Origin of the sequence: Serratia montpellierensis (assembly GCF_020858655.1) — a bacterium.
Taxonomy (GTDB): domain Bacteria; phylum Pseudomonadota; class Gammaproteobacteria; order Enterobacterales; family Enterobacteriaceae; genus Serratia; species Serratia montpellierensis.
The window spans coordinates 1,011,893-1,028,271 of record NZ_VOSN01000005.1; the positions used below are offsets into that span (position 1 = coordinate 1,011,893).

At 62.1% G+C, this 16,379-nt stretch carries 18 protein-coding genes; 11 read left to right on the forward strand and 7 right to left on the reverse strand.

Annotated features, from left to right (window positions below; all coding sequences use genetic code 11):
- The first annotated feature begins 110 nt into the window (after positions 1–110).
- Entirely contained in the window at positions 111–974 is an 864-nt protein-coding gene (gene tehB / locus FUU19_RS10285; protein WP_230490049.1) for an SAM-dependent methyltransferase TehB, read from the forward strand.
- Here the strand turns inward: tehB and FUU19_RS10290 are convergent.
- Together FUU19_RS10290 and ada are read right to left on the reverse strand one after the other, a co-directional pair.
- Entirely contained in the window at positions 969–1,589 is a 621-nt protein-coding gene (locus FUU19_RS10290) for a 2OG-Fe(II) oxygenase (RefSeq protein WP_230490048.1), read from the reverse strand. The genes tehB and FUU19_RS10290 overlap by 6 nt on opposite strands.
- 78 nt (positions 1,590–1,667) lie before the next feature.
- The gene (gene ada, locus FUU19_RS10295) at positions 1,668–2,723 is read right to left on the reverse strand and encodes a bifunctional DNA-binding transcriptional regulator/O6-methylguanine-DNA methyltransferase Ada (protein ID WP_127146290.1); all 1,056 of its coding nucleotides are present in this window, start codon (positions 2,721–2,723) and stop codon (positions 1,668–1,670) included.
- Positions 2,724–2,960: 237 nt separating this feature from the next.
- Between ada and leuE the strand changes: the two genes are divergently transcribed.
- A complete protein-coding gene (gene leuE / locus FUU19_RS10300) occupies positions 2,961–3,599 on the forward strand; it encodes a leucine efflux protein LeuE (protein ID WP_004940625.1) in 639 nt (212 codons plus the stop codon).
- Positions 3,600–3,758: 159 nt separating this feature from the next.
- A complete protein-coding gene (locus FUU19_RS10305) occupies positions 3,759–5,258 on the forward strand; it encodes an aldehyde dehydrogenase family protein (RefSeq protein WP_141970780.1) in 1,500 nt (499 codons plus the stop codon).
- Between the two features lie 33 nt (positions 5,259–5,291).
- On the opposite strand, the gene feaR is transcribed toward FUU19_RS10305, so the two are convergent.
- On the reverse strand, positions 5,292–6,191 hold the full coding sequence (gene feaR, locus FUU19_RS10310) for a transcriptional regulator FeaR (protein WP_025301689.1): 900 nt from the start codon (positions 6,189–6,191) through the stop codon (positions 5,292–5,294).
- Between the two features lie 222 nt (positions 6,192–6,413).
- Here feaR and FUU19_RS10315 point away from each other — a divergent pair, with 222 nt between their 5' ends.
- Entirely contained in the window at positions 6,414–7,136 is a 723-nt protein-coding gene (locus FUU19_RS10315; protein WP_230490047.1) for an acid phosphatase, read from the forward strand.
- A 35-nt stretch (positions 7,137–7,171) separates the two neighbouring features.
- On the opposite strand, the gene FUU19_RS10320 is transcribed toward FUU19_RS10315, so the two are convergent.
- Both FUU19_RS10320 and FUU19_RS10325 read right to left on the reverse strand, forming a co-directional pair.
- Positions 7,172–7,813: a DsbA family protein gene (locus tag FUU19_RS10320; protein ID WP_230490046.1), complete on the reverse strand. Its 642-nt coding sequence runs from the start codon at positions 7,811–7,813 to the stop codon at positions 7,172–7,174.
- 108 nt (positions 7,814–7,921) lie between these two features.
- Entirely contained in the window at positions 7,922–8,326 is a 405-nt protein-coding gene (locus tag FUU19_RS10325) for an Exc2 family lipoprotein (RefSeq protein ID WP_230490045.1), read from the reverse strand.
- A 193-nt stretch (positions 8,327–8,519) separates the two neighbouring features.
- Between FUU19_RS10325 and FUU19_RS10330 the strand changes: the two genes are divergently transcribed.
- A complete protein-coding gene (locus FUU19_RS10330; RefSeq protein ID WP_019454278.1) occupies positions 8,520–8,768 on the forward strand; it encodes a hypothetical protein in 249 nt (82 codons plus the stop codon).
- Here FUU19_RS10330 and FUU19_RS10335 read toward each other — a convergent pair.
- Positions 8,765–9,532: an NAD(P)H-dependent oxidoreductase gene (locus tag FUU19_RS10335; protein ID WP_230490044.1), complete on the reverse strand. Its 768-nt coding sequence runs from the start codon at positions 9,530–9,532 to the stop codon at positions 8,765–8,767. The two genes, FUU19_RS10330 and FUU19_RS10335, sit on opposite strands and share 4 nt — an antisense overlap.
- An 84-nt stretch (positions 9,533–9,616) precedes the next feature.
- Between FUU19_RS10335 and FUU19_RS10340 the strand changes: the two genes are divergently transcribed.
- Positions 9,617–9,997: a winged helix-turn-helix transcriptional regulator gene (locus FUU19_RS10340; protein WP_230490043.1), complete on the forward strand. Its 381-nt coding sequence runs from the start codon at positions 9,617–9,619 to the stop codon at positions 9,995–9,997.
- Here the strand turns inward: FUU19_RS10340 and FUU19_RS10345 are convergent.
- Complete coding sequence (locus FUU19_RS10345; protein WP_049295110.1) at positions 9,994–10,575, reverse strand: flavin reductase family protein; 582 nt, start codon at positions 10,573–10,575, stop codon at positions 9,994–9,996. The genes FUU19_RS10340 and FUU19_RS10345 overlap by 4 nt on opposite strands.
- A gap of 174 nt (positions 10,576–10,749) precedes the next feature.
- On the opposite strand from FUU19_RS10345, the gene FUU19_RS10350 reads away from it, so the two are divergent.
- From FUU19_RS10350 to FUU19_RS10370, 5 genes are all read left to right on the forward strand, one after another.
- Positions 10,750–12,351, forward strand: a complete 1,602-nt coding sequence (locus FUU19_RS10350) for an ABC transporter substrate-binding protein (protein ID WP_060659907.1) — start codon at positions 10,750–10,752, stop codon at positions 12,349–12,351.
- Positions 12,352–12,620: 269 nt separating this feature from the next.
- A complete protein-coding gene (gene cybB / locus FUU19_RS10355) occupies positions 12,621–13,145 on the forward strand; it encodes a cytochrome b561 (RefSeq protein WP_230490343.1) in 525 nt (174 codons plus the stop codon).
- 53 nt (positions 13,146–13,198) lie between these two features.
- Positions 13,199–14,485: a hypothetical protein gene (locus tag FUU19_RS10360; protein ID WP_230490042.1), complete on the forward strand. Its 1,287-nt coding sequence runs from the start codon at positions 13,199–13,201 to the stop codon at positions 14,483–14,485.
- Positions 14,482–15,657: a hypothetical protein gene (locus FUU19_RS10365; RefSeq protein WP_230490041.1), complete on the forward strand. Its 1,176-nt coding sequence runs from the start codon at positions 14,482–14,484 to the stop codon at positions 15,655–15,657. The genes FUU19_RS10360 and FUU19_RS10365 overlap by 4 nt, the downstream gene beginning before the upstream one ends.
- Positions 15,658–15,673: 16 nt before the next feature.
- The gene (locus tag FUU19_RS10370) at positions 15,674–16,378 is read left to right on the forward strand and encodes a hypothetical protein (protein WP_197833129.1); all 705 of its coding nucleotides are present in this window, start codon (positions 15,674–15,676) and stop codon (positions 16,376–16,378) included.
- Position 16,379 lies beyond the last annotated feature (1 nt).

Sequence of the window (16,379 nt, forward strand, 5' to 3'; positions counted from 1 at the left end):
AAGATACCGCCGCGCCTTTCCGTCAGGCCACTATGTTCAAACGATCGATAAAGATGTATTTTATATGCATCATATAAATCACTTTGCTCACCCAGCCAGAGGAGCCCCCTATGGAGCAGCAGCTGCTTTGCTATAAAACCCTGCCGGAATGGAACAGCGACACGCTGCCGGAAGCCTTCCGCCAGCGCCACAATACCCAGAGCGGCACCTGGGCGAAGCTCACCGTACTGAGCGGCAGCCTGACGTTCGCCATGATGACCGAAGACGGCGCCACCACCGAGACCTGGCAGTTCAGCCCCGAAAGCCAGCCACCGTTTATCGCGCCGCAGCAGTGGCATCGCATCGTTTCCTTCTCGGACGACATGACCTGCCGGCTGGCGTTTTACTGCACGCCGGAAGATTACTACCACAAGAAATACGAACTGACGCGCACCCACTCTGAAGTGATCGAGGCGGCAGCGCGCATCGCGCCGGGCAAGGCGCTGGATCTGGGCTGCGGTGGCGGGCGCAATTCGCTCTATCTCAATTTGAAAGGTTTCAACGTCACCGCCTGGGACAAGCACGCGCCGTCGATAGACCGCCTCAATCAGATCATCGACGCCGAGCAGCTGACCCACCTGAGCGCCGGGGTGCAGGATCTCAATACCCACCGCTTCAGCGGCAAATACGACTTCATCCTGTCCACCGTGGTGATGATGTTCCTCGAACGCCAGCAAATCCCGCCTATCGTGCAAAACATGCAGGACAGCACCGTGCGCGGCGGCCATAACCTGATCGTGGCGGCGATGGATACCGAGGATTATCCCTGTCCGCTGCCGTTCCCGTTCACCTTCAGCCCGGGTGAGCTGAAGCATTATTATCGCGACTGGGAGATCCTCAAATACAACGAGGACGTCGGCCAACTGCACAAGACCGACGCCGCCGGCAACCGCATCTCGCTGCGCTTCGCCACCCTGCTGGCGCGCAAGCTATAGCGCGTCGTGAAAGATTACCCCCAGCGTGTGGCGTTGGCCGGTGCGTATCCGGCTGACGCCGTGGCGCAGATTGACCCGATAGTAGCCTTTCACTCCCGCCACCGGCCGGTGATGCACGGCGAACACCACCGCGTCGCCCTGCTGCAGCGGCACCACCTCCGGCCGGCTCTGCATCCGCGGCCGCTGTTCGGTCAGCACGAATTCGCCGCCGGTGAAATCCCGTTCGGGGGCGGAAAGTAAAAACGCCACCTGCAGCGGAAACACCCGCTCGCCGTACAGATCCTGATGCAGGCAGTTATAATCCCCCGCTTCGTAACGCAACAGCAGCGGCGTCGGCCGCCGTTGGCCGGCCCGGTGGCATTCGGCCAGGTAGGCCTCGTGTTCGGCGGGATAGCGCGCTGCCAGGCCCAATAAGGCGTTCCAGCGGTTGGCCACCGGCGCCAGCCGCGCATACATCAGGCTGCGCGCTTCGGCCACCGGCGGCGGCAGCGGATAGGCGAAGTAGCGGTACTCGCCGCGGCCAAAACCGTGCTTCGCCATCACGATGCGGCTGCGGAAGTGCGCATCCTGCGGGTAGAGCGCCGCCAGCTCACGGCACAGCTCTTGGCTGAGCACGCTGGGCAACCGCGCGCAACCCTGCGCATCGAGTTCACGTTCAATTGCCGCCCAGTCCAATTCGGCCAGCCGCGCCGCTCATCGCTGCGCCTCTTTTTCCAGCAAGGCTTTCTTGCGCTCGACGCCCCAACGATAGCCGGACAAGGCGCCGTCGTTGCGCACCACCCGGTGACAGGGGATCGCCACCGCCAGCACGTTGGCGGCGCAGGCACCGGCCACCGCGCGCACCGCTTTGGGCGCGCCGATGCGCCGGGCGATATCGGCATAGCTGACGGTTTCCCCGACCGGTATCGCCTGCAGCGCCTGCCAGACCCGCTGTTGAAACGCGGTGCCGCGAATATCCAGCGGCAGCGCCAAGCCGTTCTCCGGCGCTTCAATCAGGCCCACCACCTGCGCCATCAGCGCTTCATACTGCGCGTCGCCGCCGATCAGCTCGGCATGGGGAAATTTATCCTGCAAATCCTGCACCAGCTGCTGTGCATCGTCCCCCAGCAGAATGGCGCAGATACCTACCTCGCTCTGCGCCGCCAAGATCTCGCCCAGCGAACAGTGCCCGACGGCGAAATGGATGCGCATGCCTTTGCCGCCGGCCCGGTAGGCCTTCGGCGTCATGCCCAGCGCGGCGTTGGCTTGCTGATAGAAACGGCCGTTGGCGCCATAGCCGGCGTCGAAGATCGCGTCGGTCACCGTCTCCTGCTGCGTAAGGCCGGTGCGCAAGCGTTGGCTGCGCTGCGCATCGGCGTAGCCTTTCGGCGTCAGGCCGGTGATCGCTTTGAACAGCCGGTGGAAATGGTATTGGCTCAACCCGACGTGGCGCGCCAGCGTCTGCAGCGACGGCGCTTTCTCCGCCCGTTCGATATAGCGGCAGGCCTCGGCTATCTGCCGCGCATGCTGCTCCGTCAACGGCGTCAGCCCCTGGCGGCAGCGTTTGCAGGGCCGATAACCGGCCGCCTCCGCCTGCTCGGCGTCGTCGAACAGCTCCACGTTTTGCCGGTTCGGCTGGCGTGACGGGCAAGAAGGTGAGCAATACACGCCGGTGGTTTTCACCGCGTAGATAAAGCGGCCGTCGGCGTGTTTGTCGCGGCTGACGATCGCCAGCCAGCGCGGATCGGCGCTGTCGATTACGTTTTTCATCATCCGTTCCTCACTGCGGTTTCGGTGTTAACCAGCATAGTGACGGGCCGTTGGCGAAACACGCCGACTCTTGCTTTTTAATTCGGCGCCGACGTTTTCAGCAATGTTTCGACAATTTTTAACCAACAACATGAAGTTTATTACGTTGCCAACCCGGTTGCACAGCGTTAGGATCGCGGCCGGCCACGGGCGTGGCCAGTGTTTTTGCCTGTTAGTTGCGCGCATGGAGAGGTTATTGTGTTAGAGAGTTTTGGCGTCCTGAATTTATGGACCTATTTGGCCGGGGTGGTCTTCATCATCATTCTGCCGGGGCCGAATACGCTGTACGTGCTGAAAACCGGCATATCGCGCGGCGTGCGCGCCGGCTATACCGCCGCGCTGGGCGTATTTATCGGTGATGCGATTTTGATCTTCTGCGCCTATATCGGCGTGGCTTCGCTGATCCGCACCACGCCGTTCCTGTTTACCCTGGTGCGTTTTCTCGGCGCGATTTACCTGCTGTTCCTCGGCGCAAAAATCCTCTACGCCACCTTCGTGCAGAAGGCGCAGGCGCAACAGCAGCAAATTGAGGGCGGCCACAGCATTCTGCGCAAGTCGCTGACGCTGAGCCTGACCAACCCAAAAGCTATCCTGTTTTACGTGTCGTTCTTCGTGCAGTTCATCGATTTCAACTACGCTCACACCGGACTGTCGTTCACCATTCTGGCGCTGATCCTCGAAGCCGTCAGCTTTATCTACATGAGCACGCTGATCTTCTCCGGCGCGATGCTGGCGCATTTCTTCAATCACAAGAAAGGCCTGGCGAAGCTCGGCAACGGCCTCATCGGCCTGCTGTTCCTCGGCTTCGCCACCCGTCTGGCGACCCTGAGCTCGTGAGCCCTCCCGGCCGGCGCCCGCCGGCCGCGGTTTACCCTTCCGTCACGGCAAAATGACACGCAGGACAAACCGAATGTCAGGCAGACCAAAGCCGCCGCTTTCCCGCTGATCTAGACTTGCAGGGTTAACGATAACCTGATGAGCCTGATCGGAGGATGTATGTCTGACAATACCGTAGCCGTGCTGGATAGCGTATCGCGTTTTCTCGATCGTCAGCATGGGCTGTATATCGACGGCCAGTGGCGCGCGTCCGCCGCGGAAGGCCGCCTGGCGGTGTATAACCCCGCCAATGGGCAGCAGATCGCCACCACCGCCGACGCCAATGAACACGACGTCGCGCTGGCGGTGCAGTCCGCCCACAAAGCCTTCAGCGCAGGCGTCTGGGCGCAGCGTCTGCCGGTTGAGCGCGAACGCATCCTGCTGCGCTTCGCCGATCTGGTGGAACAACACGCCGAAGAGCTGGCACAGCTCGAAACCCTGGAGCAGGGCAAATCCATCAACATCGCCCGCGCTTTCGAAGTCGGTAGCACCCTGAACTGGATGCGTTACACCGCTGGGCTGGCGACAAAAATCACCGGCCAGACGCTGGACGTGTCCATTCCGATGCCGCCGGGCGCCAAATATCAGGTTTATACCCGTAAAGAGCCGATCGGCGTGGTCGCCGGCATCGTGCCCTGGAACTTCCCGCTGATGATCGGCATGTGGAAAGTGATGCCGGCGCTGGCCGCGGGCTGCTCCATCGTCATCAAGCCGTCGGAAACCACCCCGCTCACCCTGCTGCGCATCGCCGAACTGGCGAGCGAAGCCGGCGTGCCGCCGGGCGTGTTCAACGTGGTCACCGGCCGCGGCACCGTGTGCGGCAAAGCGCTGACCGAACATCCGCTGATCGCCAAAGTCAGCTTTACCGGCTCCACGCCGGTGGGTAAAAGCATCGCGCGCGCGGCGGCGGATCGCCTGACCCGCGTAACGCTGGAGCTGGGCGGCAAAAACCCGGCCATCGTGCTGAAAGATGCCGATCCACAGCAGGTGATCGAAGGCCTGATGCTCGGCAGCTTCCTCAACCAGGGGCAGGTGTGCGCCGCCAGCTCGCGAATTTATATTGAAGCGCCGATTTATGATCGGTTGGTGGCCGGATTCGAACAGGCGGTGAAATCGCTGTCGGTCGGGCCGGGGATGGATACCGGCGCGCAAATCAACCCGCTGGTGTCGCTCGCGCACCGCAACAAGGTGGCGGCCTACCTGGACGACGCCCGGGCGAAAAACGCCGAGCTTATCGGCGGCGCGGCCGGGCCGGACGCCAACGGCTTCTACATTCCGCCGACCCTGGTGATCAACCCGGACGATCGGCTGAACCTGACGCGCGAGGAAGTGTTCGGCCCGGTGGTCAACCTGATTCGGGTGGCGAGCGCCGAAGAAGCGCTGAGCAAGGCCAACGACACCGACTTCGGGCTGACCGCCAGCCTGTGGACCACCAGCCTGCAGCAGGCGATGGCGCTGACGCCGCGCATTCAGGCCGGCACCGTGTGGGTCAACACCCATACGCTGATCGATCCGAATATGCCGTTCGGCGGGTTTAAACAGTCTGGCAGCGGCCGTGACTTCGGCCCGGATTGGCTGGATGCCTACACCGAATCGAAATCGGTCTGCATCCGCTATTGAGTGAAGCGGCGCGGGCCTGGCCCGCGCCCTGACTTACTGATACTGCCGACGGTATTCGCTCGGCGACATGCCGAAACGCTGCTTGAAAGCGGTCGAGAAATGGCTGTGATCGGTGAAGCCCCAGTCGAGGCCGACGCCGGCCAGTTTTTCCTGCCCGGCGGCGCTGCGCAGCGCCTGCGCGCACAGATCCAGCCTGCGGTTCCTGATGTACTGCGCCACCACCAGCCCCTGACGGGCGAACACCCGATACAGGCTGCGTAACGACACCCCCAACTCGGCCGCCACCCACTCAGGGCGCAGCTGCGCCGACTGAATATGCCTGTCGATCAATGCCAGCGCCTTGTCGAAGACCGGTTGCTGCCCCTCCGGGCGCGCCTGTTCGAGCGCCAGCGCCGGGCGCAGCAACGCCGCCAGCGCATTCAGCACCGCCTCGCTTTCCGCCGCGGCGAGCTGAGGATCCTGCATACTGCTCAGCACCAGCTGGCGGCTGAGGCGCACCGCGCTGAGCTCGGCCCCGAGACGCTGGGCGCAAGGCGGCGGCACCGGCAGGCAGCCGCGCGGCAACAGCAGTGAGATTTGGCGCGAATCGCGCTGGAAGGTGAAGCTGCTGGGCCGTGAGGCGTCGATCAGCGTCATATCGCCGGGAGAGAGCACCGTTTGGCGATCGCCCTGCTCCATCAACGCGCTGCCGCGCAGCTGGAAAACGGTGAAAAAGTGCGCACCGTCACTGCGGGCGATCTCGCTCGGCGTGCGGTACAGCCGGGCCTGAGACACGTCGACCACGCTCAGACGCAGGGCATGAGCGCGAAACTCCTGCATCGCCCCGCTGAAGCCGGGCCCCAGCGTTTTTGCGCAGAATCGGCCGCAGGCGGTGTTGATTTTCCCCAGCCACTCTTCAAAGCCGGCGTCCCGGAGCGTTGCCAATGCCGTCATGATCTCTCCCTTCAAACGCCGGCGGTGCTGCGCCGTTGAACAGAAAAACACCATAACAATCCGTTAACACACAATCAATGGCGAACGGGGGATTTGGCGTCGCGATCACAGATCATCGGGCGCTGTCATTCATCCGCCACGAAACCGTCATCTCATCGTCACAGGCCTCGCCAAAAATACAGGCTGATCTCCCCTTCACGTTGACACCCTGGACATGACCCGATGAAATCGTTGCAAAAATCCGTTTTAGCGCTGTGTTTGTTTACCACCAGCGCCCTGGGCGCGTTCCACGCGCAGGCGGCAGAGGAAGCCCAACCGTTCACCACCGCGCAGCAGGTGGATCTGACCCACATCCTGCCGCCGCCGCCGGCCAACGACTCGGCGCAGACCCAGCGCGAACTGCGGGAAGTGCTCGACATGCAGCAGAAACGCACGCCGGCAATGGCCAGCCAGGCCAAGGCGGATGCGGAAGAGAACGTCTGGGTGTACAGCAACGTGATGGGGCCGAAGTTCAACGCCAAAGCGTTGCCGGCCGTGAGCACCTTCTTCGATCGCATCGTCGCCACCGAGGCGGCGGTGGTGGATCCGGCGAAAGATTTCTGGAAGCGCCCGCGCCCGCATATGCTGGACAGCCGCATCGAGCCGATCGTCAAGCGCTCCAGCTCCGGCTCCTGGCCTTCCGGCCACACCACGCTGGGCACGCTGATGGGTATCACCTTAGCCAATATGGTGCCGGAAAAGCGCGCCGCCATTATGACGCGCGCCTGGCAATACGGTGACAACCGAGTGGTAGCAGGGATCCACTACCCTTCCGATATCGAGATGGGCCGCATCGCCGGCAGCGTCATCAGCCAGCAGCTTTCACAGCAGCAGGATTTCCAGCAGCAGTACCGGCAAGCGCGCGACGAGCTGCGCCAGGCGCTGGATTTGCCTGCGGATAAATAGACCCGGCGGCTAACACCGGGCCCTGACGGCCCGGTTTACGGCTGTTTGTCCAACAGGTAACGCACCACCGCGGCGTACTCTTTGGCGTAGCCTTCAACGCTGGTGCTGGCCATGCCGGCATTGTCTATCTTGTATTTGCCTGCCACGTAGAACGACGGGGTGCCGCGCACCTCGAATGCTTTCACCGCCTCGTTCTGCTTGGCGATCAATCCTTTGACCAGCAGGCTGTGGCGCGCGTTTTCATAGGTAGCGGCATCGATGCCGGCCGCCGTAAACACCCGCTGAATATCGTCGGCGCCGTTGACGGCGCGCTGTTTCTGCACCGCGTCGAACATCGCCCCTTCAATCTTGTCTTCCACGCCCAGCACCGTCGCCACCGCCCAGGCTTCGGTCAGCTCATTGCCCAGTTTGCCCATCAGGCTGACGTGATATTTGGTGACTTTCTCACCGGCGGGCAGCGCCTGCGCCACGTTACTGCCTACGCGATAGGTCTCGGCGAACTGATAGCAAGGGCCGCAGTAGAAGGAGAAGAACTCCACCACCGCCGGCGCGGCGGCTACCGGCTTATCCAACCGGGTGTATTGCTCGCCCGCACGGTAATCCGCGGCCTGAACCGCAGGCAGCGCCAACATCAATACGACGGCGGCGGCGAACGAACGCTTAACTTTTGCCAACATAAACACTCCTGGTTTCATCTATGAACATCGTCCTTAGCGGCGGTTTTTATAATCAAATAACCACCAGAAGACCAGTTTTTATTACCTTCTATTTGTGAGGGATTATGTTCAGCGCCCTTCGTAACCGTCCCAGTAGGCGCCTACCGCCTCCTGCGAGAGCACCTGACGGCGTTTAGGATTGTCGGCGCTGCTGTAGGCGCGATTAATGAAAATGGTTTTGTGTTCCATGTTCTGCTGGAACTCCGCGCTGGCCAGATAATCGGCCTTTTTCTGCGCCTCGCTGCGCGCCACGCCCGCCACGCGATCCTTTTTCCCCCATTGGTAGAACTGTTCGAACATCGGCACGGCGTTTTTAATGCTGCCGTTCACATCAGTGCGGAATTGCGGATCGAAGTCGTCGCGCGTTTGATAAATGTAGTGCTTGGCATGCTGCTCGGCGCTGCTGAGATGATGGGTGCAGGCGCTGAGCGCCAACAGCGGCAACAACAACGCCGCGCTTTTCATTTTTTTCATGTCGTCTGTCCCTGTCAGTGAGGAAGGTCCCTTTAGCGACACGAGCATAACGCCGCCCCCCGGCGAACGTCAAACGACAAAAATCGCATCACATTGTTTTATATTAATATTATATACATTGATTGGTATTCATTGCCTGAAACACTATGCTTTAACAGAACAGGGTAAACACTCACCGACTGCGAGGCGGCCAATGAAACCGATCGACAAAAACGTGGGGGAGTACGACCTCACGGCGGAAAAAAAAGCGGGCATGATCACCGGCACCATCCGCGGCGAACTGCCGGACAGCGACGCCAACCTGCCGCTGCTGCCCTTCTCCGGTACCTTCGCCGGCCCCAGCGTGGCCGAAGCCATCGCCGATATCCAGCAACAGTTCCCCGACATCGAACCGGCGATTATCGACGACTTGCGCGAGGAACTGCTGAAGGCCGGGTTCTAAACCGGATCGCGGTGCCGCACGAACGGGCTGTAGACCGGCGCACCGGGCTTCAGCGCCAGATCGGCGTCAAAATCTTCATTGCGGTTGAACGGCACCGCCGGCCAGGCGGCAATATCGCTTAAGGCAGCCCGATACGCCTGCGTCACCTGCGCCAAAGCGGCGTTCTGCGCCTGCAGAGCCTCGTCCGCCAACCCGCCGCGTACCCCATAAACCAGGAACGGCTCCAGCACGCTAAAGCCGATATAGTGCAGCGCATGCATGATTGGCCACAGCATCAGCCGCATATCGCCGTCGCGCCCGTCCGGGGCGCAGGCCTGAGCGGAAGCGCCGGCGGTGACGGTCAGCAGCGCCCGCTTACCGCGCATCACGCCGTTCTCATGGCGGTGGCGGCTGTCGTAGAGCCCGCCGTAAACGAACACCCGATCCATCCAGCCCTTGATGATGGCCGGCGCGCCGAACCACCAGAAAGGGAACTGCAGCACCAGCGTATCCGCCCAGTGCAGCAGTTCGATATGCCGCCGGATCTCCGCCGGCAGCGCCTGGATCGTCCAGTGATGGCGCTGTTCCTGCATCGCATCGAACCGGTCCGCCTGCTTTCTGCTGGGGTAATGGCCGGCGCCCTCGCGCGGATCAACCCCCTCCTGATACAGATCGACCGTTTTCACCTGATGCCCCTGCGCCAGCCAGGCCTGCCGCGCCTGTTCGGCCAAATGGGCATTGAAAGAATGCGGCTCGGGGTGAGCCAGCACAATCAGCACGTTCATCCTGTGTCTCCCGTTGTAAGGTGGTGCTGTTATGCTGTGGCTTTATCGCCCCCTTGGCAATTACGCACCTGAAGGTAACCCCCAATGGCTTATCCCGGCGACGTCTACTCGAGCAAGTGTTCCGCGCGCGATGCGCTGGCGCTGATTTCCGGCAAGTGGGTGATGCTGATCCTGCCTGCACTGGCGCAGCGTCCGATGCGCAACGGCGAGCTGCTGCGCCGCATCGACGGCATTTCGCAGAAGGTGCTGACGCAAACGCTGCGCCAGCTGGAACGCAACGGGTTGCTCGAGCGGCTGGATTTAAGTGAAAAGAATCAGGCACATGTGGAATACCGGCTCAGCACCGTCGCCTGCTCGCTGGTCGAGACGCTGACGGCGCTCGATAAGTGGGCGGAATACCATTTCCCGGAGCTGGACGCCGCCCGCGAGCGCTATGATGCCGACCGCGGGCGCGAGGCCGATTAAAGCGGTTTGGCTCGCAGCGCCTCGCCGCTGCGCACGAAGTTGCCCGCCCCCAGATGATGAATGGTGTGCAGATCCGCATTGGCGGCAGTGAAGTTCCAACGCCCTTGCTGGAACACCCGCTCGTCCGCCGCCGCGCTCAGCACCTCGCCGAAGCAGGTATCGTATTTTTCCTGGGCGCCGCTTTCCGGCAATAAGCGGCACTCCAGCCACGCCACGCAACCCTGTTCGATCAGCGGCACCTGCAGCGTAGCGCTCGGCGCTGCGGCGATGTGAAAGCGGGCGAACTTGTCGTCATCCAGCCCGGACACGCTGCCGACCGCGTAGGTGGCGTCGATGAACATGGCCGCCGGCACGCAAATGCCAAATGCGCCGCTCTCCTCGATCATTTGCCGGCTGTGCGCCCCTTTGTCCACCACGATGGCGATGCGCGGCGGGCTGAACTCCACCGGCATCGACCAGGCGGCGGCCATCACGTTACGTTTAGCGCCGTCGCGGCTGCGGCTGGTGATCAATACCGTCGGGCCGTGGTTCAGCAGGCGGCTGGCGTGTTCGAGGGCGACAGGGCGAAAGTGGCTCATCGGGAAATCCTTGCGAGTGACTGATTGTCCCGCAGTGTAGATCTGCGCTGCGGCGGCAGGCAACGCGGGGCGCACAGAATGCGCAGGTGAGATGCTTGTTCCCCGTCTCGCCATCCGTTATCTATAGTTAAATCAATTCGCCGGTAACGGCCCACTCCACCTGAGGATCTTGCCTTGACGTTTTTAAAACACCCTATCGCCGGATTGGTGCTGGCCGGCTGCGGCCTGCTGTCGGCGGGCGGCGCGCTGGCCGCTTCCGATGCGCTGGTGTACTGCACCGTCGCCTCGCCGGAATCGTTCAACCCGCAGCTCTCCAGCTCCGGGCCGACCTTTATCGCCACCTCGCAGGTGCTGTACAACCGCTTGGTGACGCTGCGCGAAAGCGATAAAACCCCCGCCCCTTCGCTGGCCACCGAGTGGAGCGTCAGCCCGGACGGCAAGACCTATACCTTTACCCTGCGCCAGGGCGTGAAATTCAACAGCAACAAATACTTCACCCCGACACGCGACTTCAACGCCGAAGACGTGGTGTTCACCGTGATGCGGCAGAAGGATCCCGCTAACCCTTATCACAAGGTCTCCGGCGGCAACTATGAATACTTCACCGACATGGGCCTGGATAAGCTGATCACCCAGGTGGAAGCGGTGGACGAGCATCACGTGCGCTTCACGCTGAGCCAGCCCAACGCCGCCTTCGTCGCTGACTGGGCGATGGATTTCGCCTCGATCCTGTCCGCCGAATACGCCGACGCCATGCTGAAAAAGGGCACGCCGGAATACGTCGACAACTGGCCGATCGGCACCGGGCCGTTTGCGCTGCAGCAGTACAAACAGGATTCGCTGATCCGCTACATCGCCAATCCGCACTACTGGCAGGGCGAAGTGGCCAGCAAGCACCTGATCTTCTCCATCACGCCGGATCCGCAAACCCGGCTGGCCAAGCTGAAAACCAACGAATGCCAGATCATCCCCGCGCCGCTGCCGGAACAGTTCGCCGCCATCAAGGCCGACGGCAACCTGCAGCTGCACGACATTACCGGGCTGAATGTCGGCTATCTGGCGTTCAACACCCAGAAAAAACCGTTCGACAACCTGCTGGTGCGCCAGGCGTTGAGCTACGCGGTAGACAAGAAAGCGATCGTCGCCGCGGTGTTCAAAGACAGCGGCACGCCGGCCAATTCGCTGCTGCCGCCGGGCATGCTGGGCTACAACGATAAACTGCCGGAGTACGCCTACGATCCGCAGAAGGCGCGCGAGCTGCTGAAGCAGGCCGGGCTGGAGCAGGGCTTTGAGACCGACATCTGGTCGATGCCGGTACAGCGCCCTTACAACCCGAACTCGAAGCGCATCGCCGAGATGATCCAAAGCGACTGGGCGAAGGTGGGCGTGAAGGCCAAGATCGTCACCTGGGAGTGGGGTCAGTACCTGGCCGGGCTGCGCAAAGGCGAGCAGCAGAGCGCGCTGTACGGCTGGGTGTCGGACAACGGCGATCCGGACAACTTCGCCACCCTGCTCGGCTGCGCCGGCGTGCAGAGCGGCGCCAACGTAGCGCGCTGGTGCGATAAGGATTATGACCGGCTGATCCAGCAGGCGATCCAGGAGAACCAGCCGCAGGCGCGCGCCAAGCTGTATCAACAGGCGCAGGTGATCTTCGCCAAACAGGCGCCGTGGCTGCCGTTGGCCACAGGCAAGGTGTTCTACGCCACCCGCAGCAACCTGAGCGGCTATGTGGTGGACGTGAACGGCAGCGATTTCGCCAAGGCCAAATTGAACTGATGTCAGGCGCCGCAGCGCGGGCTGCGGCGCAACCCGCTTCATCACTTAATAAGCTGCCAGCCTCTGAAACTGTCGTCCATTAGCTTCACAACTTACGATGCCCCTCTACCGCCTGGCGCATACCCCACTAAACCAATAGCTTAATAAGTGAGTTGAGCCTGGCGTTTTGCCTAAATTGCGCGCACGCGCTTTCCTCCGATGTAACATTTCGTTACCATCGACGCACAGACCCTTTAACATCAAAAGGTAACCCGGTGCAGAACACCTACATGCCGTGGCAAATTCGCCTGCACTGGCTGGTGGCGATCCTGCTGGTCATCGCCTGCGTCACCATCGAGCTGCGCGGCTTGGCCGAACCAGGCAGCGCCCCCTGGTACGTGCTGGTTGTCACCCACTTCAGCTGCGGCGTAACGGTATTTGCGCTGATGATCGCCCGCCTGTTCCTGCGCTGGCGCCACCCCTCGCCCGCCATCGCGCCCAAACCGCCGAAGTGGCAAACCGGCCTGGCGCACCTGACGCACACCCTGATCTACCTGCTGCTGCTGACGCTGCCGGTGCTGGGGGTCTATTCGCGCTATCTGGGGGGCAAAGAGTGGTATCTATTCGGCCTGCCGATGCCGTTTGCTGACGTGGCCGATCGGCCGCAGGCGCGGGCGATTATCGGCTGGCACAAAACGCTGGCATCATTCGGCTACTGGCTGATCGGCCTGCATGCCGCCGCCGCGCTGTTCCACCACTATATCGTCAAGGACAATGCGCTGGTGCGCATGCTGCCGTTGCTGAAAAAGCGCTGACCACCCGGCGCCAGGGATGAATTTTCGGGCCACGCCCGCTGACAGGGAATGACATGCAAACCCAATTTTTTCATGTGACCGTCGAGCAATGCGCTTGCCAACAGACGGCGCCCGACAATCTGGTGAGGCTCATCGCTTCCGGCCAGACGTTCTTTTTTTACCGTGACGACTTCAGCGACAGCGAAAACCTGCTGGCCACGCTCGCCGCCGGCGATCGGGTGAAGATCGGCGCCCACCGCCTGCGGGACGGCAGCTACTGGCTGCACTGGCTGCTGCACGGCACGAAAGGCCGCCTGGAGCCCGACAGAACGCTGAAATACAAGCTGAAATACTTTGCCCTGCTGCTGCTGGGCATCGTGCTGGCCGGTGGTTTCCCGGCGAGCTTTTTCATCATGGACCGGGAAGATTCCTGGCTGACCCTCGTCCTGTTTTTTATCGCCATCATCGCCGGCCTTATCGGCATCGGCCTGGTGCTGTTCGTCGGTTCGGAGCTCCTGTTGATTGCGCACCGCGGCCGCAGGCGCCTGCTCAGGGCGCTGGATCGCGTGCTGCAGGGGCAAGACGTCACGCCGCCCGGCTCGCTCAGCCTGAACATCCCCGGTATCAGATATCGGGCCGTCCGTGCAGACGCCGTGCCGGCGACCGCACCGCTGCAGACCGCGCCTCCCCTCCCGAACGGCGTCGAGGCCTCCGGCATCGAGACGGTCAACGCCCTGAGCTACAAACTCCGCAACTATAAGCTCCCGCGGCAGGTGCAGTATTTGGACACTTATGCGTGGCGCCAGAAGGAGACGCACTTCGCGTTGACGACCCGCGCGCTCAACGTCCCCAATACCAAACTGCATCCGGTATTTCGTCGGCAACATCCGCTTTTCATCGCCAAAGGCGATCCGCTGCAGGTGCTGTATTGCGAAAACGACACCGTCCCCGAGTTGCCGACGGTGCGTGGGATCATCAATCACCGCGACCGCCAGACCTATCTCATCGGCGGCAGCCGCTACTTCACCGAAGCCGGCCTTAACCTGAGCGCGCGCGTCGTCTTCATCCTCGGCGCGATCATGATGTGTTTGATGCTCGGCATGATCGTGTGGGATAACGCCGATACCCCAGCGGGCTTTTACCTGGATGCCTGGACCCTGAAGCGCCTCGGCAGTGAATTGCCGCCGATTCTGCTGCTGCTGATGCTGATGATCAGCGGCCTGGCGCTGCTGATCGAGGGCTTCGCCCAGATCTGCCGCCTCTATGCGTTTGACCAGCACCGCACGTTTAAAACGTTCAAATACCTGCGCCATCTGCGCCGCAGGCTATGGCGGCAGGAACAGGTGACGGAGCTGAAATGATGACGTTAGCGCTTTATAAAAGACCCCTTATTATCCTGATGCTGTTTTTGGCCAGCGCGCTGGGCGTCTATTTCCTCGCCCCTGAACAACGCTATGCACAGTGGCAATGGACCCAGAGCGACGAAGCCTTGCCGACGATAGCCCGTTACGATCTCATCCACAGCTACCCGGCGCAGGACGGCGCTCTGCTGCTCATCAGCAAAAGGAGTGAACGCGGGGCCTACAATAGCTTTTACGGCTGGGCGGCCAGCTACCTCAGCCAGGTGTTATTCACCGGCCCGAAGGGGTTGCAGATGCTGGGGCAACTCGACGAATCGATCTACGATGCGGTTTGCGTCGAGCAGGAGTGCGCGCTTTTTCTGTCCAAGGGGCGCCGGCTGGTCGATGTGCAACGGGGCACCCTCGGGGCGCTGATCCCCTGGCCGGAGGGCGACGACAACCAGCCTTCCTTTATCGGCGGCAAACTGGTGGCGCTGCCGGGGCAACGCGCGCTGTATTTCATCAGCACCGAAGGCGTATTCTACAGCCCGGACTTTGGCGCCCATTGGCGGCAAACGCTGGATCTGCCGGCGCAGCTGGACGCGCGGCAGCTGCTGGGCTTTGAGCGCGGCGAGGAGGACTCACCGACGGCTAACGCCGCCGGAAAGCGCAAATCCATGCCCGAGATCTTTACCGGCGTTGATGGCGAACGCGTGCTGTTCTGGATGAACCCGGTGCTCGGTTCCGGCGCCTTGCACATTGCCGTTAACGGCAAAACCGGCGAGGTGGCCGAACTGCATTGGCTACCGGTACGCGTGAAGGAAAGCGCGCAGGCTCCGGATGGCGGCATCTACCTGATCGCGCAAACGCTGGACAGAGGGCTGTATCAGCTCCTGCGTTATCAATCCGACGGGCAGTTGGCGGTGCTGTTGGAAAACGGCGATAAATCGCTGTATCAGCTGTGGGCGGGCAACGACAAGCTGGTCGCCCAAACGGATAACGGCGATGCGCGCCTTTCGCTGATTTTCGATCTGCGCTCATCCGACGTGCGCTACCGACAGCCGTTGGAATACCGCTACAACGGGCGCGACGACGCACGCCAAACTGTGATCGAACCGGAAAGCCACTATGGCGATGACGGGAAGACCCCGCCACTGCCCTACTTCGTTCGCTATCGTTCCACCACGCCGTGAACATAAGGAGCTTGCCATGCTGTTAGGCTATGGCGCCGGCGCCGCAGGATTGCTGGCGCTGTTGTTGGCCCTGCTGCTCGCCGGCATCCTGATCGCCTGGTGGGGCCGGCGCTACATCGCCGCCCGCTGCGGCCGACCGCGACCGCCGCTCTCCTGGGGCGGCTATCTGCTGGCCTCGGCGCTGGCGGTCTACCCGGTGGCGTGCGCGCTGATGCTTATCGGCATGGCCATCCAGGACATCAAGAGCCAGCGGGCGGAAGATCGTTGGAATCAACGCAGCTACCTGACGCTCGACGAAGCAAAGCCGTTCGGTGAAACGACGCTGCCGAAAGGCAGCTGGGTAAACCGCCAGGAGCCACGCCTGCCCGGCACCGAAGACAGCCCCATCACGATGAACGGCGTGACCGCCGTGCGTTTTCCTCAGCCGCAGAGCGTGGCCGGCGTGCCGATCATCGCCTTCGAGGTTTTACCGCCGGTGATGGAGCTGGCGAGCGCGCACACCTTTACCCGCCCGAGCGGCCAAAGGGTGCACTGCGAAGCCGGTTGGCTGGTCACCTTCTTGTTGCCGCCGGATCGGCCAGCCCCGCAGTGGGAGGAGTGGCAGGCCGGGCTGCCTGCGGCGGCGTTTCGGCCCAGCGACTGGATCTTTAGGGAGTGCTTCTCCGGCAGCCCGATCGCGGTGCTGACCTTGCACAACGGCGAAGTCAGGGTGCTGCCCTAAG

Coding starts and splice junctions, on each gene's coding strand:
- tehB (WP_230490049.1), top strand. CDS start 111: ATGGAGCAGCAGCTGCTTTGCTATAAAACCCTGCCGGAATGGAACAGC.
- ada (WP_127146290.1), bottom strand. CDS start 2,723: ATGAAAAACGTAATCGACAGCGCCGATCCGCGCTGGCTGGCGATCGTC.
- FUU19_RS10305 (WP_141970780.1), top strand. CDS start 3,759: ATGTCTGACAATACCGTAGCCGTGCTGGATAGCGTATCGCGTTTTCTC.
- feaR (WP_025301689.1), bottom strand. CDS start 6,191: ATGACGGCATTGGCAACGCTCCGGGACGCCGGCTTTGAAGAGTGGCTG.
- FUU19_RS10315 (WP_230490047.1), top strand. CDS start 6,414: ATGAAATCGTTGCAAAAATCCGTTTTAGCGCTGTGTTTGTTTACCACC.
- FUU19_RS10320 (WP_230490046.1), bottom strand. CDS start 7,813: ATGTTGGCAAAAGTTAAGCGTTCGTTCGCCGCCGCCGTCGTATTGATG.
- FUU19_RS10325 (WP_230490045.1), bottom strand. CDS start 8,326: ATGAAAAAAATGAAAAGCGCGGCGTTGTTGTTGCCGCTGTTGGCGCTC.
- FUU19_RS10330 (WP_019454278.1), top strand. CDS start 8,520: ATGAAACCGATCGACAAAAACGTGGGGGAGTACGACCTCACGGCGGAA.
- FUU19_RS10335 (WP_230490044.1), bottom strand. CDS start 9,532: ATGAACGTGCTGATTGTGCTGGCTCACCCCGAGCCGCATTCTTTCAAT.
- FUU19_RS10340 (WP_230490043.1), top strand. CDS start 9,617: ATGGCTTATCCCGGCGACGTCTACTCGAGCAAGTGTTCCGCGCGCGAT.
- FUU19_RS10345 (WP_049295110.1), bottom strand. CDS start 10,575: ATGAGCCACTTTCGCCCTGTCGCCCTCGAACACGCCAGCCGCCTGCTG.
- cybB (WP_230490343.1), top strand. CDS start 12,621: ATGCCGTGGCAAATTCGCCTGCACTGGCTGGTGGCGATCCTGCTGGTC.
- FUU19_RS10360 (WP_230490042.1), top strand. CDS start 13,199: ATGCAAACCCAATTTTTTCATGTGACCGTCGAGCAATGCGCTTGCCAA.
- FUU19_RS10365 (WP_230490041.1), top strand. CDS start 14,482: ATGATGACGTTAGCGCTTTATAAAAGACCCCTTATTATCCTGATGCTG.
- FUU19_RS10370 (WP_197833129.1), top strand. CDS start 15,674: ATGCTGTTAGGCTATGGCGCCGGCGCCGCAGGATTGCTGGCGCTGTTG.